Raw genomic sequence first — 23,666 nt, 5'->3', positions numbered from 1 at the left:
GCCGGGGCTCAGTTCCGGCAGATGCCCTGCAGGCTGACCCAGTCGCCATCCGACAGGACCGGACCGGCCGTGGCGGCGGGTTCGGCGGCGACCAGCACGGCCGAGATGGCGCCGTCGGGGTCGCTGGCCCGGGCCCAGGGGCCGATCGGCACGCCCGCTGCCGCGAACTGGTCGAGCAGCACCGCGTCATCCGCGCGCGGCGCCGGGGTGTTCACGAGGTGGCGTGCCTGCTGCTGCAGTTTCTCGGTCGGGATGTCGCCGGTGGTCAGCAGCCGCAGCACCGTGCCGAAACCCGCTTCGCGCAGCAGGTCGTCGAGCGGGTCGGATTCCTTGCGGCTCGCGGCCGTGGCCAGCACGTGACCGGCCACCACCGCCGGGTCCTCGGTCGCCTCGATGGTCTCCTGCGGCAACACGATGATGCCACCGGGCAGGTAGAGCGGCCCGGCAAGCCCCTCTGGCACCACCACGATCTGGCCGCCGCCGCGCCCGAGCAGCCGGTCGCGCATCCGGCCCAGCGCCTCGCTGCCCAAGGGGTCCCGACAGGTCGGGCCGGTGATCTCCTGCACCATCCCCAGAAGCGTCGCGCCGAACTCGGAGCGCTTGCCCGGCGGCACGACGCTCAAAGTCTGCTGCATCAGTGCGCCGGGCAGCCAGAACACGGCGAGACCGAGCGCCAGCGCCGTGCCGCCCCAGATCGCGCCCTGCCGGAGCCGCCCCGGCCGCGGCTGCCGCGCGGCCACGGCGCGGCGCACCTTCTCCAGCGCGCCGATCATCGTGTCGTCGTCGATCTCCAGCGTTTCGCTGGCCTCCTCGTCGGGGGCATAGATCGCGGGGCGCTGGTTGGGATTGAGCCGGTGCAGTGCTGGCAGCGACCAATGCGTCACCGGCAGGCCGCTGTCGTCGCACAGCACGAGGGTCGCCTCGCCGAAGGATATGGTCACGGAACGCGGTTCGGCGCCCGGCTCGGGATGCCAGGTGCCGATCGTCTCGAGCCGAGCGAATTCCTTCAGTGCGGTCATCGTTCCTTTCGCGGCCCAAACGTCCCGGCCTGCCGTTTCGGCCAACATAGCCCTGCGATGTAGGGAGGAACAGGGGCGACGCATCGAAGCCTGCGCCGGATCGGCGGCATCCGCGTCGCATTCGCCGTCCGATGCGGGACGGGGATCCGCGGCGCCCGGGGGCGGGCGCCGCGGATCGTCGTGGTCAGGCGGCGTCGGCGGCTTGGCCGTCGCCGTAGCGGTCGTAGAACGCGGCACCCGAGCCTGCCATTTCACGCAGGAGCTTGGGGCAGGCGAAGCGCTGACCATGCTTTTCGGTCAGCGCGTCGCAGCGCTCGGCGGCGAAGCCCGCACCGATCATGTCGAGCCAGGAGAACGGCCCGCCCGACCACGGCGCGAAGCCCCAGCCGAGGATTGCCGCCACGTCGCCTTCGCGGATGTCCGTCAGCACACCGTCCTCGAAGGCGCGCACCGCCTCGAGCACCTGCGCGAAGAGTAGCCGCTGCTGCACCTCCACGAGGTCGGGCTGGTCGTCCGAAACCGCATAGCGCTCCGACAGACCGTCCCAGAGGCCGGTGCGCTGGCCCTTCTCGTCATAGGCGTAGAAGCCCGACTTCGACTTGCGCCCCATCCGGCCCTGATCGGCCATCCAGAACAGCACCTCGTCCACCGCCTCGTCCGGATAGGCGTCGCCCATCGCGGCCTTGGTGGCCTTGGCGATCTTCACGCCGAGATCGATCGAGGTCTCGTCCACCAGCTGCAGCGGCCCCAGCGGCATGCCGACGAGACGCGCCGCGTTCTCGATCAGCGCCGGCTCCACCCCCTCGGCAACCATGCGGATGCCTTCGTTGATGTAGGGGATGATGCAGCGGTTGGCGTAGAAGAAGCGCGCGTCGTTGACGACGATCGGCGTCTTGCGGATCTGCCGGGCGAAGTCGAGCGCCTTGGCCACGGCGACGTCGCCGGTCTCGCGGCCCTTGATGATCTCGACCAGCATCATCTTGTCGACCGGCGAGAAGAAATGGATGCCGATGAACTGATCGGGGCGCGCGCTTGCCTTGGCCAGCTCGGTGATCGGCAGGGTCGAGGTGTTGGTGGCGAAGATGCAGTCCTCGCCGATCACGGCCTCGACCTTCTTGGTCATCTCGGCCTTCACGCCGACATCCTCGAACACCGCCTCGACGATCAGGTCGCAGTCCGACAGCGCCTCGATCTCGGTGGTGGCGTTGATCCGGCCCAGCACCTCCTCTTTCTTCTCGGGCGTGACCTTCTTGCGGCTGATGCCCTTGTCGAGCAGCCCTTCGGAATAGGACTTGCCCTTGTCGGCGGCGGCCTGCTCGCGGTCGATCAGCACCACCTCGATCCCGGCATTGGCCGCGACATAGGCGATGCCCGCGCCCATCATGCCGGCGCCGAGAATGCCGACCTTCTTCACGCTCTGGTCCGGGGCCTCGGGCCTGTTCGCGCCCTTTTCCAGCGCTTCCTTGTTGAGGAAGAGCGAGCGGATCATCGCGGTGGAGGAGGGATCCATCAGCACCTTGGTGAACCAGCGCGCCTCGATCTTGAGCGCGGTGTCGAAGGGCACCAGCGCACCCTCATAGACCGCCGAGAGAAGCGCCTTGGCGGCCGGGTACACGCCCTGGGTCTTGCCATGCACCATCGCGGAGGCGCCGACGAAGGTCATGAAGCCCGCCGGGTGGTAGGGCGCGCCGCCGGGCATCTTGTAGCCCTTGGCGTCCCACGGCTTCACCAGATCCGCGTCCTTGGCCTGCAGCACCCAGGTCTTGGCCGCGGCGAGCGGGTCCTCGACCACCTCGTCGATCACGCCCAGCGCCTTGGCCTTCCTGGGGTCGTTCATCTTGCCTTCGAGCAGCAGCGGGCTCGCCCCCATAGCGCCGAGCTTGCGCACGAGGCGGGTGGTGCCGCCGGCACCGGGGAAGATGCCGACCATGATCTCGGGCAGGCCGATCTTGGCCTTGGGGTTGTCGGCCACGAAGATCCGGTGGCAGGCCAGCGGAATCTCCAGCCCGATGCCCAGCGCGGTGCCGGGCAGGGCGGCGGCGATCGGTTTGCCACCCTTGTTGGTCTTGGGGTCGAGGCCCGCGCGCTCGATTTTGCGCAGCACGCCATGCATGCGCATCACGCCATCGAACACCGCCCGGGCGGGGTCGTCTCCGCCGGCCTTCTTCATCCCGGCGATGACGCCGAGATCCATGCCGCCGGCGAAATCCTTCTTGGCGGAGGTGATGACGATGCCCTTCACGGCCTCATCGGCCAGCGCCTCGTCGACCAGCGCATCGAGTTCCTCGAAGCCCTGCATCGACATGACGTTCATGGAGCGGCCGGGCACGTCCCAAGTAATGACGGCAACGCCATCGGCGTCGCGCATGAGTGTGAAATCGGTCATGACGACCTCCTGTTCGCAAACTGTATGGGGAAGGGACGGCGCGGATGCGGCGTCAGGGGGCGTCGCTCGGCGGCGCACCGAATTCGATCATCTCGATCACCGGACGCGGCGTGTCCAACCGACAATAGTAGATCACGTCGAGATCGACCCGCTCGCCGCTTTCGTTCCGGAAGCTGCGCTCGATCCAGACCCGGAACTTTCTGGCCCGCGGCAGCTCCAGCGTATGGATGCGGACATATTCCTCCTGCATGGCGCGGGTGCCGAGGTCGCGTTGCCAGCCCTGCAGCCATTCCCGGTAGATATCGCGGTTGGCCAGCACCGTGAGACCTTCCGGCCCCTGTACACCCAGCGGGTAGTCGCAGTCGTCGAGCATCTCCTCGATCCGCCCTTCGCGGAACAGCCGGATATGGTTCTCGATGAATTGCGACATGACGCGGGACATGCCAATCGACCTCGCAGATTGCAGGATGGATTTCCCACTGGAAACTAAGGCGCGAGGAGCCCTTGTCCACGTGTGGAAGGCGTCCCGGCGGGGCGCCTGAGGAGCGGGCGAGCATGGCTCAGACCCGCTCGATGATGGTGGCGGCGCCCATGCCGGAGGCGACGCAGAGCGTGGCGAGGCCGGTGCCCTTGCCGGTCCGCTCCAGCTCGTCGAGCAGGATGCCAAGGATGATCGCCCCGGTGGCACCCAGCGGGTGACCCATGGCAATGGCGCCGCCATTGGGGTTGAGCGTCGCGGGGTCGATGTCGAAGGCCTGCATGAAGCGCAGCGGGATCGCCGAGAAGGCCTCGTTCACCTCGAACAGGTCGATGTCCGAGATTGCCATGCCATTATCGGCGAGGATCTTCTCGGTCACCGGCACCGGGCCGGTGAGCATGATCGTCGGATCGGTGCCGATCTTCGCGGTGGCGCGGATCCGGGCGCGCGGCTTGAGACCATGCGCGCGGCCGAACTCGGCATCGCCGATCAGCAGGCCGGCGGCGCCGTCGACGATGCCCGACGAGTTGCCCGCGTGGTGCACGTGGTTGATCCGCTCCAGATGCGGGTACTTCATCAGCGCGACCTTGTCGAAGCCGGGCATCACCTCGCCCATCGCCTTGAACGACGGTTCCAGCGCGCCGAGCGCCTGCATGTCGGTCTGCGGCCGCATGTATTCGTCGCGGTCGAGGATGGTCAGGCCGTTGATGTCCTTGACCGGCACGACCGAGCGGTCGAAGCGGCGGTCGTCCCAGGCCGCCTTGGCGCGGCGTTGGCTCTCGACGGCGAAGGCGTCGACCTCGTCGCGCGAGAAGCCGTATTCGGTGGCGATGATGTCGGCCGAGATGCCCTGCGGCACGAAATAGGTCTTCATCGCGACCGAGGGATCGACCGCGATGGCGGCGCCGTCCGAGCCCATCGGCACGCGGCTCATCGCCTCGACGCCGCCGGCGATATAGGCGCGGCCGGCACCGGCGCGGACCTGGTTGGCGGCGAGGTTCACGGCCTCCATGCCGCTGGCGCAGAAGCGGTTGATCGACAGGCCCGGGATGCGCTCGTCGAGCGAGGAGGCGAGAACGGCGGAGCGAGCGAGGCAGCCGCCCTGTTCGCCGACCTGCGTGGCGTTGCCCCAGATCACGTCCTCGACGGCGTGGCCCTCGAGGCCGTTGCGCTGGGCCAGCGCGTCGAGCACGCCGGCCGAGAGCCTGAGGCTCGAAACCTCGTGCAGGGAGCCGTCCTTTCGGCCCTTGCCGCGCGGGGTGCGGATCGCGTCGTAGATGAAGGCTTCGGTCATGTCGTCGCTCCTTCCCGGTCGGCGGGCGATCCGGGCATCAGTTCGTAGGGGTGTTTCCAGCCCGGCAGCGCCGCGATGCGGTCGAGCCAGCGGTCGATATGGGGATGCGCGGCGCGGTCGAAGCCGAAAGGCTCGGTGTAGAAAAGATAGCCGCAGCAGGAGAAGTCGGCATTGGTCGGGCCGTCGCCCACCAGCCAGTCGCGGGCCTCGAGCGCCCGGTCGAGAGTCGCATAGGTCGGGGCGAGGCGGCCCTGCAGCCACTTGATCACCTGCTCGGGCCGCTTTTCGGGCGGCAGGAAGTTCATCAGGAACCGCAGGCTGCCCGCCTGACCCGAAAGCTTGTGGTTGTCCCACAGCACCCAGCGCAGCACGTCGCGGCGTTCCTCGGGCGAGTGGCCGCCGAACTTGCCGGTGCGTTCGCTGACCCAGTCCTGGATCGCGCCGGACTGGCTCAGCCGCAGCCCGTCATCGGTTTCGAGCACCGGCACCTCGCCCATCTCGTTGAGCGCGCGGAACGCGTCGGAGCGGGCGGCGCCGGCGAAGAAGTCGACCTTCACCGGTTCCCAGTCGAGCCCGGCAAGCGTCATCGGCAACGCCGCCTTGTAGGCGTTACCGCTCTCGCCGAAGCAATGAAGTCGGATCATTTCTCCTCCTCGGGTCGTGTCACCCGGCCGCGGCCGGGCCTTTGCGTATTTGAAGAAAGATGAAGCAGGCGCGGCATTTAACGCATCGTCAACGCTTTGCCGTCAGCTTCGCATCTGCGGTACAGGCTGGCGAGCCGATGACCGTGGAAGATGAAGCCCGCGGGGTCGAGCGTCCGAACGTGACGCGAGGCGCCGCGGGTGGATCGCCGGCCCTTTCATCTTTCTAAAAATACGCAGCTCCTCCATCTGCGAGCCTGCGCAGGCGCTACCTCTTGCGCGCCTCCAGCTCCGCGTTGAACAGCCTGAGCCGGTGCCCGAAGGTATCGGCGTCGATCACGCTGTCGAAATTCTCGAACAGGAAGGACAGCGCCTCGCCTTCGTCGAGCCCGGCCTCCCGGGCGAAGCGCCTGAGGCGGCGATAGCCGTCCTCGCTCATGGCCACGGGAAATCGACGGGTCAGTTTCAGGCGCTTGGGCATCTCGTCCTCCGGGTCGCTGTCCGGGACGAGCCTCGCCCCGGACGGCGCCCTCGTCCATCAGAAAGCGTCCGCCTCCAGCGCCATCACCGGCGCGGCGCCGCTCTCGATCCGGGCGAGATGCATCTTCGTCGCCGGCAGCTGGCGCGCCATGTAGTAGCGCCCCGTCGCGAGCTTGGTCTCGTAGAAGCCCCGGTCGCCGGTGCCGGCATCGAGGCCAGCCCGCGCTGCCTTGGCCATTCTGGCCCAGGTCCAGCCCAGGCAGACATGGCCCATCAGGTGCATGAAGTCGCTGCTGCCGGCCAGCGCCGCGTTGGGGTCCTTCATGCCGTTCTGCATGAAGAACATCGCCGCCTGCTGCATGTCCTTAGAGGCGGATTTCAGCGGCTCGATGAAGTCGCGCGCGAATTCGGCATCCTCGGCGTTCTCCTTGCAGAAGACCTTGATCTCCTCGATCAGCGTCATCATCGGCTTGCCGCCCTGCGCGGCGAGCTTGCGGCCCACGAGATCGAGCGCCTGCACGCCGTTAGCGCCCTCGTAGATCATCGCGATCCGGGCATCGCGCACGAATTGCGACATGCCCCATTCCTCGATGTAGCCATGCCCGCCAAAGACCTGCTGGGCCTGCACGCACATCTCGAAGCCCTTGTCGGTGAGGAAGCCCTTGATGATCGGCGTGAGCAGCGAGATCATCGCTTCGGCCTCCGCGTCGCCCGCCTTGTGGCCGCGGTCGATCAGCATCGCGCCCCAATAGGTGAAGGCCCGCGCCGCTTCGTTGAAGCTCTTCTGATCCATCAGCGAGCGGCGGATGTCGGGATGCACGATCAGCGGATCGGCCGGGCCGTCCGGGTTCTTGGCGCCGGTCACGGCGCGGCCCTGCAGCCGGTCCTTGGCGTAGGCGAGCGCGTTCTGGTAGGCGACCTCGGATTGCGCCCAGCCCTGCAGGCCGACGCCGAGACGGGCCTCGTTCATCATGGTGAACATGGCGCGCATGCCCTTATGCGCCTCGCCCAGCAGATAACCCTCTGCGTTGTCGTAGTTCATGACGCAGGTGGCATTGCCGTGGATGCCCATCTTCTCTTCGAGATTGCCGCAGGCGACGCCGTTGCGCGCCCCCAGCGAACCGTCCTCGTTCACGAGGTATTTCGGCACGATGAACAGCGACACGCCCTTGATGCCTTCGGGGCCGCCGGGGATCTTGGCCAGCACGAGGTGAACGATGTTCTCGGCCATGTCGTGCTCGCCGGCCGAGATGAAGATCTTCTGGCCCGAGATCCTGTAGGTCCCGTCCTCCTGCGGCACCGCCTTGGTGCGCATCAGCCCGAGATCCGTGCCGCAATGCGGCTCGGTCAGGTTCATCGTGCCGGTCCATTCGCACGAGCCGAGCTTCGGCAGCCAGCGTGCCTTCTGCTCGTCGGTGCCGTGGATGTGGATCGCACTGTAGGCGCCATGCGTCAGGCCCTGATACATGTTCAGCGCCATGTTTGCCGAAACCATCGGCTCGTTCGCGGCGGTGTGCATCAGATAGGGCAGGCCCTGGCCGCCATATTGCTCGGCGACGTCGATTGCGGTCCAGCCGCCGTCGCGGATCTGGTCGAAGGCCGCCTTGAAACCTTCCGGCGTGCGCACCACCCCGTTTTCGAGACGGCAGCCCTGATGATCGCCGGTCAGGTTCAGCGGGGCCAGAACCCCCGAGGAGAGCTTGCCAGCCTCCTCGAGGATCGCTGCCGTGAAATCGGCGTCAAGATCCGCATAGCCCGGAATTTCCTGGCGCGAGACGTCGAGCATCTCGTGCAGGACGAACTGCATGTCGCGGATCGGCGCGGTGTAGCTTGGCATTCCCTGTATCTCCTCCGGCGGGCCCGAAGGCCCGGTCTGGTCCTCGTCACGCGGCCCGGGCTCCCCCGCCCGGACCGCGCAATGTCATGTCGACCAGAAGAGGAGAGGGCGGTCAGGCCGCCGTCGCTCGTGCGCGCAGCTGGTTCAGCCGCTCCGCGCCCCATTGCATCTGTGCCTCGAGCTCCCGGATCGCCTCGTCGAGCGCGGCACGTTGCTCCTGCATCTCCCGCAGATGCCGTTCGGCCACCTCGTAGGTGCGCGCGAGCTGCACCTCCTGCTGGTCGTCGGTCTCGTAGAGATCGAGCAGCTGGCGGATCTCCTCGAGGCTGAAGCCGAAGCGCTTGCCGCGCAGGATCAGCTTGAGCCGGGCCCGGTCGCGCCGGGTGAAGAGCCGCTTCGTGCCTTCACGAATGGGAAACAGGAGCTCCTTTGCCTCGTAGAAGCGCAATGTGCGGGGCGTCACATCGAAGCTGTCGCACATCTGGCGGATGGTCATGGTCTGGTCGGTCATTCTTTTTAACCCTCGGTGTCCGGTCAGACGATCCACCTGCGGGTTCCGAAGAGACCATACAAGCAAAGGTGACGCGAACGTAAACATGACGCCACGTCAGAGGTCGAATGACGAAAGGTCAAGAAAAATGTGACCCTTGGGAAGCAATTTTGTTCTCTTGGTCAAATTTTCCGATTCGCCCTCAGGTTGATGACTTTTGTCCTGTTCCCTTGAGGGATGCAGAAGATTCGTCCCGCAGGCGACGCAGATCGGCGATGGTCTGTTCCAGCTCGCGCCGCTGCCCCTTGAGCACCTCAAGCTGCCGGTCGGCCATGCCGACCCAGACCTCCATCTGTGCCCGGGTGCCCTCGGTCTCGTAGATCATGAGGAACTGGCGGATCTCCTCGAGCGAAAAGCCGAAGCGCCGGCCCCGCAGGATCAGCGTCATCCGCGCGATCTCACGCGGGCCGTAAAAGCGCGAGCGGCCCTCCTTCTCGGGGGAGAGCAGTTCGATGTATTCGTAGTAGCGCAAGGTCCGGGGGGTCACCTCGAAGCGATCGCACATTTCTTTGAAAGTCAGGGGGGTATCGGACATGTCGGCGCTCCTTCGGGCGAACTCTAGGCCCGGGATGCCGTGACGACAACACGGCTTCAAGCCTTCTCGCGACGAGATAACGCTTGCGGGAGCCATTCGGATCGCCAAGCTGACGCCATGACATCCGATCCCGACAAAGAACTCGCCCGAGCCCAGCAATTCATCGACGCGTTGCCGCATGCGCAGGCCCTCGGAATGCGCATCAACGCGCTGGGTGACGGCCATGCCGCGATCTCGATGCCCTATGACGCGCGGCTGGTCGGCGATCCGGAAACCGGAGTGATTCATGGCGGCGCGGTTTCGGCGCTGATGGACACCTGCGCCGGGGCGGCGGTGATGTCGCACCCCTCGGCCCCGGTGAGCACCGCGACGCTGGACCTGCGGATCGATTACATGCGCCCCGCGACGCCGGGCCAGTCGATCACCGCGCGGGCCGAGTGCTGGCACGTGACCCGCTCGGTCGCCTTCGTACGGGCGGTGGCGACGGACGAGGACGAAGACCGCCCCGTCGCCACCGCGACCGGTGCCTTCACCCTCGAAAACAGGAAGACGCAGCCATGAGCCGACCGCGTCCCGAACCCGTCCAGGTCATCAAGACCCGCCGCGACGGCGCGCTGGAGCGGCTGGTGGGCGGCGTGCCCTACATCGCCTTCCTGGGCATCCGCTTTGAACGCCATGGCGACGAGTTGACCGCCGTGCTGCCCTATGCCGACCGGCTGATCGGCAACCCGATGCTGCCGGCGCTGCATGGCGGCGCCACGGCGGCGTTCCTCGAGACCACCGCCATCGTCGAGTTGGCCTGGACCCGGATGTGGGGGCTGATCGAGGCCGGCACGCCGGAGGCGCAGGCCGAGGCCGAGGCCCGGCCGAACTGGCCGCGCACCATCGATTTCACCGTCGACTACCTGCGCTCCGGCCTGCCGCGCGACGCCTATGCGCGGGCCCGGATCAACCGCTCGGGGCGGCGCTATGCCAGCGTCCATGTCGAGGCCTGGCAGGACAACCGCTCGCGGCTCTTCGCGCAGGCGACGGGGCATTTCCTGATGCCGGGGCTGGATGGCTGAGACCGCCGCGACCGCGCCGCGCGCGCCGCTGACCCATCGGCGCGTCCTGAAGATCGCGCTGCCGATCGTGCTGTCGAACGCCACGGTGCCGATCCTCGGCGCGGTCGATACCGGTGTGGTGGGGCAGATGGGCGCTGCCGCGCCGATCGGCGCGGTGGGGATCGGCGCGGTCATCATCTCGGGCATCTACTGGATCTTCGGCTTTTTGCGGATGGGCACCACCGGCCTCGCCGCGCAGGCGCTGGGTCGCGACGACCGGGCCGAGGTCTCGGCGCTGCTGAGCCGCGCCCTGATGATCGCCTTCGCCGCAGGCGCCGCGATCATCGCGCTGCAATGGCCGATCTTCGCCGGCGCCTTCACCGTTGCGCCTGCCAGCACCGAGGTCGAGGCCCTGGCGCGCGATTACCTCGCGATCCGGGTCTGGTCGGCCCCGGCGGCGATCGCGATCTACGGACTGACCGGCTGGCTCATCGCACAGGAGCGCACTGCCGCCGTGCTGGTGCTGCAGCTGTGGATGAACGGCGTCAACATCGCGCTCGACCTGTGGTTCGTGCTCGGCCTCGGCTGGGGCGTGCCCGGCGTCGCCACGGCCACCTTCCTTGCCGAATGGTCGGGCCTCGCTCTGGGGATCTGGCTGTGCCGCGACGCCTTCGCCACGCCCGCCTGGCGCGACCGGGCGCGGATCTTCGACCCGGTGCGGCTCAGGCACATGGCGGCGGTGAATACCGACATCCTGATCCGCTCAGTGCTCTTGCAGGCGATCGTGATCAGTTTCCTGTTTTGGGGCGCGGGCTTCGGCGACGTGCCGCTCGCCGCGAACCAGGTGCTCCTGCAGTTCCTCAACATCACCGCCTTCGCGCTCGACGGTTTCGCTTTTGCGGCCGAAGCGTTGGTGGGGCAGGCGATGGGCGCGCGGGCGGCGCTCAGGCTCAGGCGTGCCGCGATCCTCGCCTCGGTCCAGGGCGGCGTGGTCAGCCTCGGGCTGGCGCTGGGCTTCTGGATCTTCGGGCCCGCGATCATCGACACCATGACCACCGCGCCGGAGGTGCGGGCGGCGGCGCGCGACTACCTGCCGTGGATGGTGGCGACGCCGCTCTTCGGGCTGATCCCCTGGATGCTCGACGGCATCTTCATCGGCGCCACCCGCTCGCGCGACATGCGCAACATGATGGCGCTTTCGGCGGCGATCTACTTCGCCGCCGCGATGCTGCTCACGACGCTGTTCGGCAATCACGGCCTCTGGGCCGCGATGCTGGTGAGCTACGTGGCGCGCGGCGCGACACTGGCCGCGCGCTATCCGGCGCTGGAACGCGCCGCGGGTTAGAGCCAGTCGGCGCGGCCCGTGGCCACGGCCTCCGATACGTTGGCGAAGCCGTCGCGCTCGAGCAGCCGGTCGAGCCCGCGCGCGATCTCGCCCGCCAGGCCGACGCCGCCATAGACCAGCGCGGTATAGAGTTGCACCGCCGAGGCCCCGGCGCGGATCTTCTGATAGGCCTGCTCGGCCGAGCCGACGCCGCCGACGCCGATCAGCGGCAGATCGGTGAGCGAGGACAGCCGCGCCAGCACCCGCGTCGATCTCTCGAACAGCGGCTGGCCCGACAGGCCACCCATGTTGTCCCGCTGCGGATCGGTGAGCCCGTCGCGCGACAGCGTGGTGTTGGTCGCGACGATCGCCGCCACGCGCGCCTCCTCGGCCACGAGCGCCACGTCCTCGATCTCGGCCTCCGACAGGTCTGGGGCGATCTTGAGAAAGACGGGCAGGGGCCGCATCAGACCCGCATTGGCCGCCATCACGCCCGACAGGAGCGCCGAGAGCGCGGCCCTGCCCTGCAGGTCGCGCAGCTTCTCGGTGTTGGGCGAGGATACGTTGACCGTGGCGAAGTCGAGATGCGGGCCGCAGCGCTTCAGGACGGTCGCAAAATCGGCCGCGCGATCATGGCTGTCCTTGTTGGCGCCGAGATTGAGGCCGATGATCCCGGCGGGCCGCCGTTCCAGCCGCCCTGCGATCGCCTCCATCCCCTCGTTGTTGAAGCCGAAGCGGTTGATCGCGGCGCGGTCGGCCTTGAGCCGCCACAGGCGCGGGCGCGGGTTGCCCTCCTGCGCCCGCGGCGTCGCGGCGCCGACCTCGACGAAGCCGAAGCCGGTCTTCGCCAGCGCATCGAGCGCCACCGCGTTCTTGTCGAACCCAGCCGCCAGCCCAACCGGGTTGGGCAGGTCGAGCCCGGCCAGACGGGTCCTGAGACGGGCGCTCGTTACCGGTCCGCCCTTGGGTCCAAGCCCTGCCTTCAGCGCCTTGAGCGCCAGCCCGTGCCCGGTTTCGGGATCGATCCGGTGCAGCGCCGCGAGGCCCAGCTTTTCCAGCGCGCTCATGTCATCTCCCCGGGAAACTCGTGGTGCCCGCCTGCCAGCGGCAGTTTTCTGGACCAGACCACTTCGGACCGCTTCAGCGGCCGGTAGAGATGCGGGAACAGTTGGCCGCCGCGCGACGGCTCCCAGCGCAGATCGTCGCCCAGCGCCCCGGCGTCGATGGCCGCCAGCACCAGCCCGTCCTCGCCGGAAAAATGCTTCGCGGCGGTCTCGGGTGCCTGCGCAGCGGTGGAGAAATGGATGTAGCCATCGGCGAGATCGACGGGGGCGCCGCGGGTTTCCCCCGCGAGGTCCAGATCTGCCCATTCGGAGGCGCGGAATATCTTGTAGATCAGCATGAGCGTTCCATGGCCGCGCCCCGCCGCGACGTCAAGCGCCGCCATCATTCCCCTGTCATCCGCCTGACATGCCGCTAGGGCAGGACGCAGACGGCTTTGACAGATGCGCCGGGCATGGCGCAGGCTCGCAACCATAACGAAACCGACAGGGACGTCATCGATGAAACTCGGACTCTTCGGCGGTACCGCCGCTCTCGCGCTCGCCGCCGGTGCCGCGCAGGCGGAATACTCGCTCACGATCCTGCACACCAACGATTTCCACGACCGTTACGAGCCGATCTCGGCCTTCGATTCGACCTGCGCGCCGGAGGATAACGAGGCCGGCGAATGCTTCGGCGGCGTGGCCCGGCTCGTCACCGCGCTGCAGGAAGCGCGCGACCGGGCCGGCGACGGCAACCTGCTTCTCGTCGATGGCGGCGACCAGTTCCAAGGCACGCTGTTCTATACCTACTACAAGGGCGAGATGACGGCCGAGTTCATGAACCAGCTCGGCTATGACGCGATGACCGTCGGCAATCACGAGTTCGACGACGGCCCCGAGGTGCTGCGCGCCTTCATCGACAAGGTCGAGTTCCCGGTGCTGATGTCAAACGCCGATGTCTCGGGTGAGGAGCAGCTCGCCGACGCGATCCAGAAATCCACCGTGATCGAGCGCGAGGGCGAGCGGATCGGCCTGATCGGCCTGACGCCCGAGGACACGCACGAACTCGCCAGCCCGGGCGAGAATGTCACGTTCTCCGACCCGGTCGCGGCGGTGCAGGCCGAGGTTGACCGGCTGACCGAGGAAGGCGTGAACAAGATCGTCGTGCTGAGCCATTCCGGCTTCGAGACCGACAAGCGCGTGGCCGAGGAGACCACCGGTGTCGACGTGATCGTCGGCGGCCATTCCAACACGCTGCTGTCGAACACTCAGGAGGATGCGGTCGACGTCTATCCGGTGATGGTCGGCGACACCGCCATCGTGCAGGCCTATGCCTATGGCAAGTTCCTCGGCGAGCTGAACGTGACCTTCGACGAGGAGGGCGTCATCACCGAGGCGGCGGGCGAACCGATCCTGATCGACGGCAAGGTGGCCGAGGATCAGGCGGCGGTCGACCGCGTCTCCGAGCTGGCCAAGCCGCTCGACGAGATCCGCAACCGCGTCGTCGCCAGCACCACCGCGCCGATCGAGGGCAACCGCGACGTCTGCCGCGCCATGGAGTGCGAGATGGGCAACCTCGTGGCCGACGCCATGCTCGACCGCGTGGCCGATCAGGGCATCCAGATCGCCATCGCCAACTCGGGCGGCCTGCGCGCTTCGATCGACGAGGGCGAGGTGACGATGGGCGAAGTGCTGACCGTGCTGCCGTTCCAGAACACGCTCTCGACCTTCCAGGTGTCGGGCGCGACCCTGCTCGAAGCGCTCGAGAACGGCGTGAGCCAGATCGAGGAGGGCGCGGGCCGCTTCCCGCAGGTTGCTGGCATGAGCTTCGCGGTCGATCCCGCCGCCGAAGCCGGTAGCCGGGTCTCGGACGCGATGGTGGATGGCGAGCCGCTCGACCCCGAGGCGACCTACGGCGTGGTGTCGAACAACTACGTGCGCAATGGCGGCGACGGCTACGCGATGTTCGTCGATGCCGAGAACGCCTATGACTACGGCCCCGACCTCGCCGACGTGACCGCCGAGTACATTGCGGCGCAAGGCGACTACAAGCCCTACACGGATGGGCGGATCACCATGAAGTAACGCATCCGCAAGGATGAAACGAGGGCGCGCGCCGGGGCACCGGCGCGCGCTTTTTCGTCGATACGGGCGATGGCGATGCTGGCTGTTTCGCGCACCCGCCATGCCGCGCGGCAGGGGCGGTCCCCGCGCCTAGGCGTCGGAGGGAACTTCGTATGCTGCGAGCCCTCGGCCCTCGCGCGCGAAATCGCTTCGCTGCCGTCGGTCAGGGATCGAGGCCAGGCGCGGACGCGCTCCAAGGGGCGGCCGAAGCAGACCAGCTACCGCTCGAAGCGGTGCGCCGGGCTGTCCGGGAACGGTCCGCTGCCCGTTTACCGGTCCGAAAGGTAGTCCTCGGATACGTAGCCCGTGATGCCCGGCGCATCGGCGAGCGAAACGCGGCACCACAGCTGCCCAACCTCGGTCACGCAGTCGCGCCTGAGAAGCCGGGTGCCGTCGGGCAGGCCGAGGATCACGTTGTAGTCGAGCCCCGGTCCCCCGCGCAGCTTCAAGAGCTCGTCGGGGCCGGCGCCTTCGACCACCGTCCGGCTTCCGGACGCGGCGCAGCCCGAAACGAGCATCAGCGTGAGTGTTGCGGCGATGGCAGGGCGCATGAGCTGACCTCGGTTGTTTTCCTCTGGCCGCCCTTTTGGCAGCCCGACCGTTGCGAGTGAAGCCCGAACTCTCGCGGTCGCGGCAGGTCGGACGCTTGGCGCCGATACGGGATTTCATGCCGATGACTACCTCATCGCGCCTCATCGATGCTATGTCGGAGCGGAGCGACAGGAGCCCCCATATGTGCGGACGCATGGCCATCACACTGCCCCATGACGCCATGGCGCAGATCTTCGGCGCCACCCCGGCCAATGACCTGCCGGATGTGCCGAACTACAATGTCTGCCCGACCGTACAGGTGCATTCCGTCACCTCCGATGGGGACAGCCGTCGCCTGCGCCCGATGCGCTGGGGCTTCATCCCGCATTGGTACAAGACGCCGACCGACGGGCCGCTGCTGATCAATGCCCGCGCAGAGACGGTGGCCGAGAAGCCCGCGTTCCGCGCGGCGGTACGCGAACGGCGCTGCCTGATCCCGGCCTCGGGCTTCTACGAATGGACCGTCGACGAAGACGGCAACAAGCTGCCCTGGTTCATCCATCGCGAGGATGGCGATCCGTTGGCCTTCGCCGGGCTCTGGCAGAGCTGGGAGCGGGAAGGGGACAGCTTCGTCACCTGCGCCGTCGTCACCACCGGCGCGACCGGGCGGATGCGCGACATCCACAGCCGCATGCCGGTGGTGCTGGAGCCCGGGGACTGGCCGCTCTGGCTAGGCGAGGCGGGGCATGGCGCCGCCGTGCTGATGAAGCCGAACCCCGAGGCGCTGGCCTTTCACCGGGTCGATCCGAAGGTCAATTCGAACCGGGCCAGCGGCCCGGAACTGATCGAACCGATTGACGTCTAGGCCGTCTTGAAGCCTCCCGCGCGAGCCGCTATCAAGGCCCCGAAGCGGGCGTGATGTAGTGGTAGCCTGTCAGCCTTCCAAGCTGAACGTGCGGGTTCGATTCCCGCCGCCCGCTCCAATCTCCCACGAGACGACGGCAGGGCCTCGCGGGGCAGGGGCGGACACGCCGCCCCTTGAAGCTGTCACGCGGGAACCGAGCTCGCCCGGTCGGAGGAACGCGGACCGCTTTCCTGCCATTCGCCCTCGAAGTCGCGCGGCACCAGCAGGTTGTGCGGGCCCAGATCGGCAATGTCGCGCTCGCCGCACAGCGCCATGGTCAGGTCGAGCTCCTTGCGGATCACCTCCAGCGCCGTGGTCACGCCCTTTTCGCCCATCGCGCCGAGACCGTAGAGCCAGGCCCGGCCGATCATCGTTGCGTCCGCGCCCAGTGCCAGCGCCTTGAGCACGTCCTGTCCCGAGCGGATGCCGCTGTCGAGCCAGATCTCGGTCTCGCCTTTCACCTCGCGCACGATCGAGGGAAGGATGCGGATCGAACTGAGCGCCCCGTCCAACTGCCGCCCGCCATGGTTCGACACGACGATGGCGTCGGCGCCGCATTCCACGGCGCGGCGCGCGTCATCGGCGTCGAGGATGCCCTTCAGGATCAGCTTGCCGTCCCATTTCTTCGCGATCTTGCGGACCTTTTCCCAGTCGAGCTTCAGGTCGAACTGCTCGGCGGTCCACTTCATCAAGGAGCGCGTGTCGCCCACGTCCTGGGCGTGGCCGACGATGTTGCCGAAGACGCGGCGCTTGGTGCGTAGCATCTCGAGGCCCCAGGTCCACTTTGTCGAGAGGTCCAGAAGCGTCGCGGGGGTCAGCTTGGGCGGGGCCGAAAGGCCGTTCTTGAGATCCTTGTGGCGCTGGCCCAGAAGCTGCAGGTCGAGCGTCAGCACCAGCGCCGAGCAACCGGCGCGCTTGGCTCGCTCGATGATCCGGTCGACGAAGTCCTCGTCGCGCATGACGTAGAGCTGGAACCAGAACGGGGCCGAAGTGTGCTCGGCCACGTCCTCGATCGAGCAGATCGACATGGTGGAGAGGGTGAAGGGCACGCCGAACTTCTCGGCCGCACGCGCCGCCTTGATCTCGCCATCGGCGTTCTGCATGCCGGTCATCCCCACGGGGGCGAGGGCGACGGGCATCGCGACCTTCTCATCCAGCATTCGACCCACGGTCGAGCGGTCGGACATGTCGACCGCCACCTTCTGGCGCAGGCGTATCTTCTCGAAATCGGTGGTGTTCTCGCGGAAGGTCTGCTCGGTCCAGCTGCCGGATTCGGCATAGTCGAAGAACATCTTCGGCGCGCGGCGTTTGTGCAGACGTTTCAAATCGTCGATGCAGGTGATGACTGGCATGGTTCCCTCCCCCGATTGGTAAGGATGATTTACCAGTGGTCAGCCGGGCTCGCAATGACGGACGGCGCCACTAGTGGCGCCGTCGGGTTTGCGTATTTGAAGAACAAAGTCGATCAGGCGGAATGCGCGCCATCGGCCAGCGCCTTCACGAAGTCGAGGATCTCGGGGACCGGCTTGCCTTCGGCGATCTGGTTGACGATGGCCGAGCCGACCACGGTGCCGTCGGCGATGCCGGCGATGTTCTTCGCGGTCTCGGGCGTCTTGACGCCGAAGCCCACGATGATCGGCAGGTCGGTCTTCGACTTGATCCGCGCCACTTCGGGGGCCACCGCCTCGGCCTGCGCCTCGGCTGCGCCGGTGATGCCGGTGATCGAGACGTAGTAGACGAAGCCGGAGGTGTTCTGCAGCACCTTGGGCAGCCGCGTGTCATCGGTGGTCGGCGTGGCGAGGCGGATGAAGTTCAGGCCGGCCTGCTGCGCGGGCAGGCACAGCTCGGCGTCTTCCTCGGGCGGCAGGTCGACCACGATCAGCCCGTCGATGCCGGCGTCCTTGGCCTGTTCGAGGAATTTCGGCACGCCGCGCGAATGGATCGGGTTGTAGTAGCCCATCATCACGATCGGCGTCTTGTCATCGGTCTTGCGCAGGTCGCGCGCGATTTCGAGCGTCCGGTCGAGCGTCATGCCTTGCGCCAGCGCCCGCTGGCCGGCGAGCTGGATCGTCGCGCCATCGGCCATGGGGTCGGTGAAGGGCAGGCCCAGCTCGATGATGTCGACGCCGGCGCCGGGCAGGCCGCGCACGATCTCCTTGGAGGTCTCGAAATCCGGATCGCCGGCCATGACATAGGCCACGAAGGCCTTGCGCCCCTCGGATTTCAGCCGCGCGAAAGTGTCGTCGATGCGTGTCATGCCCGTCCCCTCTGGCCCGATCCACTCGCGGTTTGGGCCAAAGGGGGGCGGAAATCAATGGGGGCTCAGGCTTGGGGCTGGTCCGGCATGGGGGCCTCGACGCCGATCATCCAGCGGGTGCCGTAGCGGTCGGTCAGCGTGCCGAAGCCCTCGGACCAGAAGGTCTTGGCGAACTCCATGTGGATCTGGCCATGCTCGGCCAGCGCGTCGAACACGGCGCGGGCGCGGGCGACGTCGGGCAGGTCGACGGTGATCGAGCAGCCCGCCATCTCCGGGCTGCCGCCCATGATGTCGTCGCTGGCATATATCCAGCCATCGCCGATTTTCAGCGCCGCATGCATCACCGCCTGCGGGCTGGCCTCGGGGAGGGAGTCGCGCATCTCCTGCGGCGCCTCGGAGAAGGTCATCACGTTGGCGGGCGGCGCGTCGAAGATCCGGGCATAGGCCGCCAGCGCCTCGGCGCAGTTGCCGTGAAAGGTGACATAGGGAATCGGGATCATCGCGGGCTCCTCGGTGAATGAGCGCCGAGCATGGCATGGGGGCACGCCCCTGACCAAGCCTTGGCTTGCGCGAAGCCGCCCGTGCGGATAGGACCGCCGCGATGTGCTGATAGGAGGCGTGACATGGGCTTTCGCATGGGGATCGTGGGGCTGCCGAATGTCGGCAAGTCCACCCTGTTCAACGCGCTGACGCGCACCGCCGCGGCGCAGGCCGCCAACTTTCCCTTCTGCACGATCGAGCCGAATGTCGGCGATGTCGCGGTGCCGGACCCGCGCCTCGACAAGCTGGCCGCGATCGCCAAGTCCAAGCAGGTGATCCCGACCCGGATGACCTTCGTGGACATCGCGGGGCTGGTGAAGGGCGCCTCGAAGGGCGAGGGCCTCGGCAACCAGTTCCTCGCCAACATCCGCGAGACCGATGCCATCGCCCACGTGCTGCGCTGCTTCGAGGATGGCGACGTGGTGCATGTCGACGGCCGGGTCGACCCGGTGGCCGATGCGCAGGTGATCGAGACCGAGCTGATGCTCGCCGATCTGGAATCGGTCGAGAAGCGGCTTCAGGGCCTGCAGCGCAAGGTGCGCGGCGGCGACAAGGAGGCCGCCGACCAGGAGCGCCTGCTGAAGGCCGCGCAGGCGGCGCTGTCCGAGGGCAAGCCCGCCCGCAGCGTCGAGGTCGCCGATGACGACCGCAAGGCGTGGAAGATGCTGCAGCTCCTGACCGCCAAGCCGGTGCTTTATGTCTGCAACGTCGAGGAAGGCTCGGCCGCGACCGGCAACAGCCAGTCCGCCAAGGTGGCCGAGATGGCCGCCGCCGAGGGCAACGCCCATGTCGTGATTTCCGCCCGGATCGAGGAGGAGATCAGCCAGCTCGACGCCGAGGAGCAGGCCATGTTCCTCGAGGAGATGGGCCTCGAGGAGGCCGGTCTCGACCGGCTGATCCGCGCGGGCTACGATCTCCTGCATCTCGAGACCTACTTCACCGTCGGGCCCAAGGAGGCGCGGGCTTGGACCATTCGCCAGGGCACGCTGGCGCCGCAGGCGGCGGGCGTGATCCACGGCGATTTCGAGCGCGGCTTCATCCGCGCCGAGACCATCGCCTACGAGGATTTCGTCAGCCTCGGCGGCGAGGCTGCTGCCAAGGAGGCGGGCAAGATGCGCGCCGAGGGCAAGGGCTATACCGTCAAGGATGGCGACGTCATGCACTTCCTGTTCAACACCTGAACCGGACCGCGCGGCGCACCGGTTGCGCCGCGCCCCCCGAATCGGGCAGTCACACCCCTTTCCGTCGCCGAGAAAGGGAAAAGCGCGATGCCCGACCTGACACTCCGCCGCAACCGCGAGCGCGATCTCGCGCCACTGGCGCGCCTGTTGACCGACGAGACCGATCTGCGGCTGGTGAACCCCTCGGCCCAGCATCCCTTCGATCCGCTCGAATGGCAGGAGAAGTGGCTCGGCGACCTGCACGACGAATCCTTCTATGTGCTCGACGATCAGGGTCGGGAGATCGGCTTTTTCGCGATGCGGGTGGGCATCGGGCCCGAGGTGCGCCATCTCACCTACGTGTTTCTGAAGGAGGCCGCGCGCGGCGGCGCGGGCGCCGATATGGCGCGGCTGATCGAGCAGGCCGGGCGCGATCTCGACGCGCTGTCGATCACGCTCAAGGTCGAGACCGACAACGCGCCCGCCCGCAATCTCTATCTCGCCGCCGGCTACGAGGAGTTGAGCCAGCGCGACGGCATGGCGACGATGCGGCTCGATCTCGACTAGCGACCGAAGACAATTCTGCCCTCGAGGGTTGTATTATTGACCCGCTTATCCACCAAAGAAAGAGACGGCGACAGTTCTCCAGGCGTTTGCTTGAGTGAAACATGAAGGCGAACCTTACTGGAACGATTCCTGATACCATGCCGCCGGGCAATGACTTGGTTTTAGCCTGACAAAGGTATTTGGCAGCGCCATACTTCAGTGAGCTCGGAATTCCGCAAACCAGCCCTCACAAGAAATATTGGTCCGGACGAAAATATCTGCACGGACCCATTCCGCAGTCGCTTAAGGCGAATGCTGGCCGGAACCCGGCATGAGGTATTTTAGAACTGAAAGACTCCATCCTTCATTAGCAATACCTCAGTTCCATCATCTTTAATCCCTACTGCCTTCATATCATCTGCGCCGAAAGTGACATTGACCGTCAAGAGCGAAGAGTTCAGGCCCGCTGCTTCGAGCTCTTCTTTGGACTTTTCCTTGCCGCCCGAAAGATTGGAGGGAGAGGCGTTTCCTATGCCGACATGACAGCCAGTGTTCTCGTCGAACAAAGTGTTGTGAAAAAGCGTATTCGATTCAGCAAGAGGGGATTTATTCGACGCCAGCGCAATCTCGCCCAGATAGCGCGACCCCTCGTCCGTTTCAATGATATCCCGCAAAACCTTCTGCCCCCTGTTCGCATGATAGCTAACAATCCGTCCGCTCTCAAAGACGAGACTGAATTCGTCGATAATTCTTCCCTCATAGATAAGGGGTTTAGTGGCTACCAGCTTGCCGTTCACTTCAAACTTGCTCGGGGCGGTGAATAGCTCCTCTGTGGGCATGTTAGGAAAAAAGACCACCCCCTCATCATCCACGACACCACCGCCGATGTAGATGTGATTTCTGGGCAGGCCAACCAAGAGATCTGTTCCAGTATCGCTGGTGAAACGCAGGGCACTAAACTGACTCTCATTCAGAAAGCTTTTGCGTAGCCCAAGATCTTTATGGTGATCATGCCAAGCCTGGGTGACATCCGGCGCATCTGCCCGAGACCCTTTCAAAACCAAACTCCACAAGGATCGTAATGCCTCCTGCTCGGGCAGATCGGGAAACACTTTGACAGCCCATTCAATGCACGGTGCTATCAGAAGGCACCAGCGCACCCGGTGGGACCTGATTTTTTCATAGTGCCCACTCAGCTTGGCGCGAGCGGATTTCTGAAAGCGGCTTATTCTTTCAGCAGGAGCCGCCTGTAGGGCGTCTGGGTCCTCTGATATGATATGGATGTAGGCAGCGCTCGCATCTTCCCACTCCGCAAAGCGTGCAGCCTGCCATTCCGGATAATGATCAATGGCACTATCATCTGCGTTTAGGAGGAAAGCTTTCGAGGATTCTTGGTCCGACCAATCGATGAATACGCTGGATGCCCCCGCTTCATAAGCTTCAAATTGGACCAGACGCGCAAGCTCGGCGTGCCGTATATCGCTATGTATAATCAGGAGCTGATTTTCTTGCAGATTTACGCCAACTCGCACAGCGAGAGCCGCATACTTCTTTATCCAGATTTCATTGCGGCCTTCGTTTCTATATGCATCCATTTTGAGGCCTCCAAATATCGTTCATCCGGGTTTTACTACATGTATCTATTTGATTCAAATGCTGCCTCTCTTTTTGCATGGGGCGTTTCTTGCACCGCCACACCCGAAATGAGCGGATCAGAAATGCGCCGCCTTGCCGATGATCTCATCGGTATCAAGGCCAGGAGGTCAAACTTCTGACCGGCGGGCTCGAAAACTTCTCAAGGTGACCGATTTAGCCGCGGGCAATACCGGCTGGCTAAGTAGGCTTGATTCAATCGGTTCAGAGCGAACGCCTGAAGTCTCAGTCGTTCACATGCATTACGGAGTAGGAATGATTGGCGTCACGGCCAGCATAGCCCGTATTCCTTCGAGCGACGCACCTGCCTACCGACTGCTCCTTGAAGCAGGACCCGCATCTGCTCGACCACGGGGATCGGCCGCCAGATCGTTGTCGACTTCTCGCGGTCGATGCCTGCTTTCGTGGTCCATTGCTTGACCACTTCCCGGACGGGGTCGCGATGATTCCAACGCCAAACGATCTCATCGAGATAGCGCTGAAGGTGCTGACGGCCGAGGTTATGATAGACGCCAACCAAGGCGCGCTGAACCTGGGAGATCACTGCTTCGGCAGTATTCACATGAGCGCCGGTCTCCGGATTGGCATATTCTTTCTGGCTGTGGATTACATACTGGTGGTCTGCCATGGTCTTGCCCAAGCCCCGGTAGCTTGTGCTCCCGTCGGTCATTAAGCTGGTCGTCTTGGGGTCGATCCATTCGAGGAGGACCGGCTCCAGTGTCGCCCTTCGATCATTGGGAACAACCCTTGCGCGCGCCTGCCCATCGCGTGAGGCCGCCACGAAGATCATCGGCTTTCCGGTCCCCTTGCCCCTCGGATTATAGGCCCCTGACAGGGACTTCGGGGCTCCTCCGACATATGCCTCGTCCACCTCAACGATATCCTCCAGCGGCCGCAACTCCGCGTTCCGGTCGTCCATCAGCTCCCTAATGGCGTGCCCCATCTTCCAGGCGGTCTTCTGATTCACGCCGAGCAACCGTGCCATCACGACCGAGGAGATGCCCTTGCTCGATGTAAGCACCAGGAACATCGCGCAGATCCAGATACGCAAGTCGAGCTTCGTGCCGTGCATCGGGGTGCGCGTGGTGACCGTGAACTGGAGACGGCAGTCCCGGCATTGATAGAGACCTAGCCGGCAGGTCCGGCCGCGCAATGTCGACGAGTCTGCTGAGCCGCAATGCGGACAGTGCCTACCGGTCGACCAGATCATACCCTCCAAGAAGCGCCGAGCGTGCATCTCGCTGGGCATACGCTTCCAGATGTCCGGGATCGACTTGAGTTCGGTGATCATCGGAATCCTCCATGCCTGCTGCCAACCGGG

The 23,666-nt window shown here is 65.9% G+C and carries 24 protein-coding genes and 1 tRNA gene; 8 read left to right on the top strand and 17 right to left on the bottom strand.

The features are described from left to right. Positions 1 to 8 precede the first annotated feature (8 nt). From ACRAQ3_RS11080 to ACRAQ3_RS11040, 9 genes are all read right to left on the bottom strand, one after another. Positions 9 to 1,019 (bottom strand): hypothetical protein, encoded by a 1,011-nt coding sequence (locus ACRAQ3_RS11080; protein WP_432254656.1) that lies wholly within the window; start codon positions 1,017 to 1,019, stop codon positions 9 to 11. Positions 1,020 to 1,203: 184 nt separating this feature from the next. Continuing rightward, positions 1,204 to 3,405: a 3-hydroxyacyl-CoA dehydrogenase NAD-binding domain-containing protein gene (locus ACRAQ3_RS11075; RefSeq protein ID WP_432254655.1), complete on the bottom strand. Its 2,202-nt coding sequence runs from the start codon at positions 3,403 to 3,405 to the stop codon at positions 1,204 to 1,206. Between the two features lie 52 nt (positions 3,406 to 3,457). Continuing rightward, complete coding sequence (locus ACRAQ3_RS11070; RefSeq protein WP_269396082.1) at positions 3,458 to 3,835, bottom strand: hypothetical protein; 378 nt, start codon at positions 3,833 to 3,835, stop codon at positions 3,458 to 3,460. 130 nt (positions 3,836 to 3,965) lie between these two features. After that, a complete protein-coding gene (locus ACRAQ3_RS11065) occupies positions 3,966 to 5,177 on the bottom strand; it encodes an acetyl-CoA C-acetyltransferase (protein ID WP_432254654.1) in 1,212 nt (403 codons plus the stop codon). Continuing rightward, positions 5,174 to 5,821: a glutathione S-transferase family protein gene (locus tag ACRAQ3_RS11060; protein ID WP_432254653.1), complete on the bottom strand. Its 648-nt coding sequence runs from the start codon at positions 5,819 to 5,821 to the stop codon at positions 5,174 to 5,176. Before ACRAQ3_RS11060 ends, ACRAQ3_RS11065 begins: the two co-directional genes overlap by 4 nt. A gap of 265 nt (positions 5,822 to 6,086) precedes the next feature. Further along, entirely contained in the window at positions 6,087 to 6,299 is a 213-nt protein-coding gene (locus tag ACRAQ3_RS11055) for a hypothetical protein (RefSeq protein ID WP_269396078.1), read from the bottom strand. 57 nt (positions 6,300 to 6,356) lie between these two features. After that, complete coding sequence (locus ACRAQ3_RS11050) at positions 6,357 to 8,135, bottom strand: acyl-CoA dehydrogenase C-terminal domain-containing protein (RefSeq protein WP_432254652.1); 1,779 nt, start codon at positions 8,133 to 8,135, stop codon at positions 6,357 to 6,359. Between the two features lie 112 nt (positions 8,136 to 8,247). Beyond that, entirely contained in the window at positions 8,248 to 8,646 is a 399-nt protein-coding gene (locus tag ACRAQ3_RS11045; RefSeq protein WP_085895626.1) for a MerR family transcriptional regulator, read from the bottom strand. Between the two features lie 181 nt (positions 8,647 to 8,827). Further along, on the bottom strand, positions 8,828 to 9,220 hold the full coding sequence (locus tag ACRAQ3_RS11040) for a MerR family transcriptional regulator (protein ID WP_432254651.1): 393 nt from the start codon (positions 9,218 to 9,220) through the stop codon (positions 8,828 to 8,830). Between the two features lie 117 nt (positions 9,221 to 9,337). Here ACRAQ3_RS11040 and ACRAQ3_RS11035 point away from each other — a divergent pair, with 117 nt between their 5' ends. The 3 genes from ACRAQ3_RS11035 to ACRAQ3_RS11025 are packed head-to-tail and all read left to right on the top strand — an operon-like array spanning position 9,338 to position 11,608. Then, positions 9,338 to 9,781 carry a PaaI family thioesterase gene (locus ACRAQ3_RS11035; RefSeq protein WP_432254650.1) on the top strand — a complete coding sequence of 148 codons (444 nt, stop codon included), beginning with the start codon at positions 9,338 to 9,340 and terminating at the stop codon, positions 9,779 to 9,781. Next, positions 9,778 to 10,284 (top strand): PaaI family thioesterase, encoded by a 507-nt coding sequence (locus ACRAQ3_RS11030; RefSeq protein WP_269396074.1) that lies wholly within the window; start codon positions 9,778 to 9,780, stop codon positions 10,282 to 10,284. Before ACRAQ3_RS11035 ends, ACRAQ3_RS11030 begins: the two co-directional genes overlap by 4 nt. Continuing rightward, positions 10,277 to 11,608, top strand: a complete 1,332-nt coding sequence (locus tag ACRAQ3_RS11025; RefSeq protein ID WP_269396073.1) for an MATE family efflux transporter — start codon at positions 10,277 to 10,279, stop codon at positions 11,606 to 11,608. Before ACRAQ3_RS11030 ends, ACRAQ3_RS11025 begins: the two co-directional genes overlap by 8 nt. Here ACRAQ3_RS11025 and ACRAQ3_RS11020 read toward each other — a convergent pair. Both ACRAQ3_RS11020 and ACRAQ3_RS11015 read right to left on the bottom strand, forming a co-directional pair. Further along, positions 11,605 to 12,654, bottom strand: coding sequence for a quinone-dependent dihydroorotate dehydrogenase (locus ACRAQ3_RS11020; protein ID WP_432254649.1), 1,050 nt, complete (start codon positions 12,652 to 12,654; stop codon positions 11,605 to 11,607). The genes ACRAQ3_RS11025 and ACRAQ3_RS11020 overlap by 4 nt on opposite strands. Further along, the gene (locus tag ACRAQ3_RS11015; protein WP_432256280.1) at positions 12,651 to 12,989 is read right to left on the bottom strand and encodes a DUF952 domain-containing protein; all 339 of its coding nucleotides are present in this window, start codon (positions 12,987 to 12,989) and stop codon (positions 12,651 to 12,653) included. Before ACRAQ3_RS11015 ends, ACRAQ3_RS11020 begins: the two co-directional genes overlap by 4 nt. Positions 12,990 to 13,149: 160 nt before the next feature. Here ACRAQ3_RS11015 and ACRAQ3_RS11010 point away from each other — a divergent pair, with 160 nt between their 5' ends. Beyond that, positions 13,150 to 14,715 carry a bifunctional metallophosphatase/5'-nucleotidase gene (locus ACRAQ3_RS11010; protein WP_432254648.1) on the top strand — a complete coding sequence of 522 codons (1,566 nt, stop codon included), beginning with the start codon at positions 13,150 to 13,152 and terminating at the stop codon, positions 14,713 to 14,715. 308 nt (positions 14,716 to 15,023) lie between these two features. Here ACRAQ3_RS11010 and ACRAQ3_RS11005 read toward each other — a convergent pair whose 3' ends face one another. Beyond that, positions 15,024 to 15,305 carry an SH3 domain-containing protein gene (locus ACRAQ3_RS11005; RefSeq protein WP_269396070.1) on the bottom strand — a complete coding sequence of 94 codons (282 nt, stop codon included), beginning with the start codon at positions 15,303 to 15,305 and terminating at the stop codon, positions 15,024 to 15,026. 182 nt (positions 15,306 to 15,487) lie between these two features. On the opposite strand from ACRAQ3_RS11005, the gene ACRAQ3_RS11000 reads away from it, so the two are divergent. Next, positions 15,488 to 16,150: an SOS response-associated peptidase gene (locus tag ACRAQ3_RS11000; protein ID WP_269396069.1), complete on the top strand. Its 663-nt coding sequence runs from the start codon at positions 15,488 to 15,490 to the stop codon at positions 16,148 to 16,150. Positions 16,151 to 16,194: 44 nt separating this feature from the next. Continuing rightward, positions 16,195 to 16,268 (top strand) — tRNA-Gly (locus tag ACRAQ3_RS10995). A gap of 64 nt (positions 16,269 to 16,332) precedes the next feature. On the opposite strand, the gene ACRAQ3_RS10990 is transcribed toward ACRAQ3_RS10995, so the two are convergent. The 3 genes from ACRAQ3_RS10990 to ACRAQ3_RS10980 form a co-directional block, all read right to left on the bottom strand. Next, complete coding sequence (locus ACRAQ3_RS10990; RefSeq protein WP_269396068.1) at positions 16,333 to 17,541, bottom strand: alpha-hydroxy acid oxidase; 1,209 nt, start codon at positions 17,539 to 17,541, stop codon at positions 16,333 to 16,335. 113 nt (positions 17,542 to 17,654) lie between these two features. After that, entirely contained in the window at positions 17,655 to 18,446 is a 792-nt protein-coding gene (trpA, locus tag ACRAQ3_RS10985; RefSeq protein WP_432254647.1) for a tryptophan synthase subunit alpha, read from the bottom strand. Between the two features lie 65 nt (positions 18,447 to 18,511). Then, positions 18,512 to 18,946, bottom strand: coding sequence for a VOC family protein (locus tag ACRAQ3_RS10980; protein WP_269396066.1), 435 nt, complete (start codon positions 18,944 to 18,946; stop codon positions 18,512 to 18,514). A gap of 123 nt (positions 18,947 to 19,069) precedes the next feature. On the opposite strand from ACRAQ3_RS10980, the gene ychF reads away from it, so the two are divergent. After that, positions 19,070 to 20,167, top strand: coding sequence for a redox-regulated ATPase YchF (gene ychF, locus ACRAQ3_RS10975; protein WP_269396065.1), 1,098 nt, complete (start codon positions 19,070 to 19,072; stop codon positions 20,165 to 20,167). Between the two features lie 87 nt (positions 20,168 to 20,254). After that, positions 20,255 to 20,713: an N-acetyltransferase family protein gene (locus tag ACRAQ3_RS10970; protein ID WP_432254646.1), complete on the top strand. Its 459-nt coding sequence runs from the start codon at positions 20,255 to 20,257 to the stop codon at positions 20,711 to 20,713. A gap of 320 nt (positions 20,714 to 21,033) precedes the next feature. Here the strand turns inward: ACRAQ3_RS10970 and ACRAQ3_RS10965 are convergent, their stop codons facing one another. Both ACRAQ3_RS10965 and ACRAQ3_RS10960 read right to left on the bottom strand, forming a co-directional pair. Next, a complete protein-coding gene (locus ACRAQ3_RS10965; RefSeq protein ID WP_432254645.1) occupies positions 21,034 to 22,287 on the bottom strand; it encodes an aminopeptidase in 1,254 nt (417 codons plus the stop codon). A gap of 323 nt (positions 22,288 to 22,610) precedes the next feature. Further along, positions 22,611 to 23,636, bottom strand: a complete 1,026-nt coding sequence (locus tag ACRAQ3_RS10960) for an IS1595 family transposase (protein ID WP_432254644.1) — start codon at positions 23,634 to 23,636, stop codon at positions 22,611 to 22,613. Between the last annotated feature and the right edge of the window lie 30 nt (positions 23,637 to 23,666).

The sequence above is a fragment of the Limimaricola sp. AA108-03 genome (genome assembly GCF_050847355.1).
Taxonomy (GTDB): Bacteria; Pseudomonadota; Alphaproteobacteria; order Rhodobacterales; family Rhodobacteraceae; genus Limimaricola.
The sequence above is the reverse complement of the archived record's forward strand: the minus strand, read 5'-3'. Positions and strand labels throughout refer to the sequence as shown.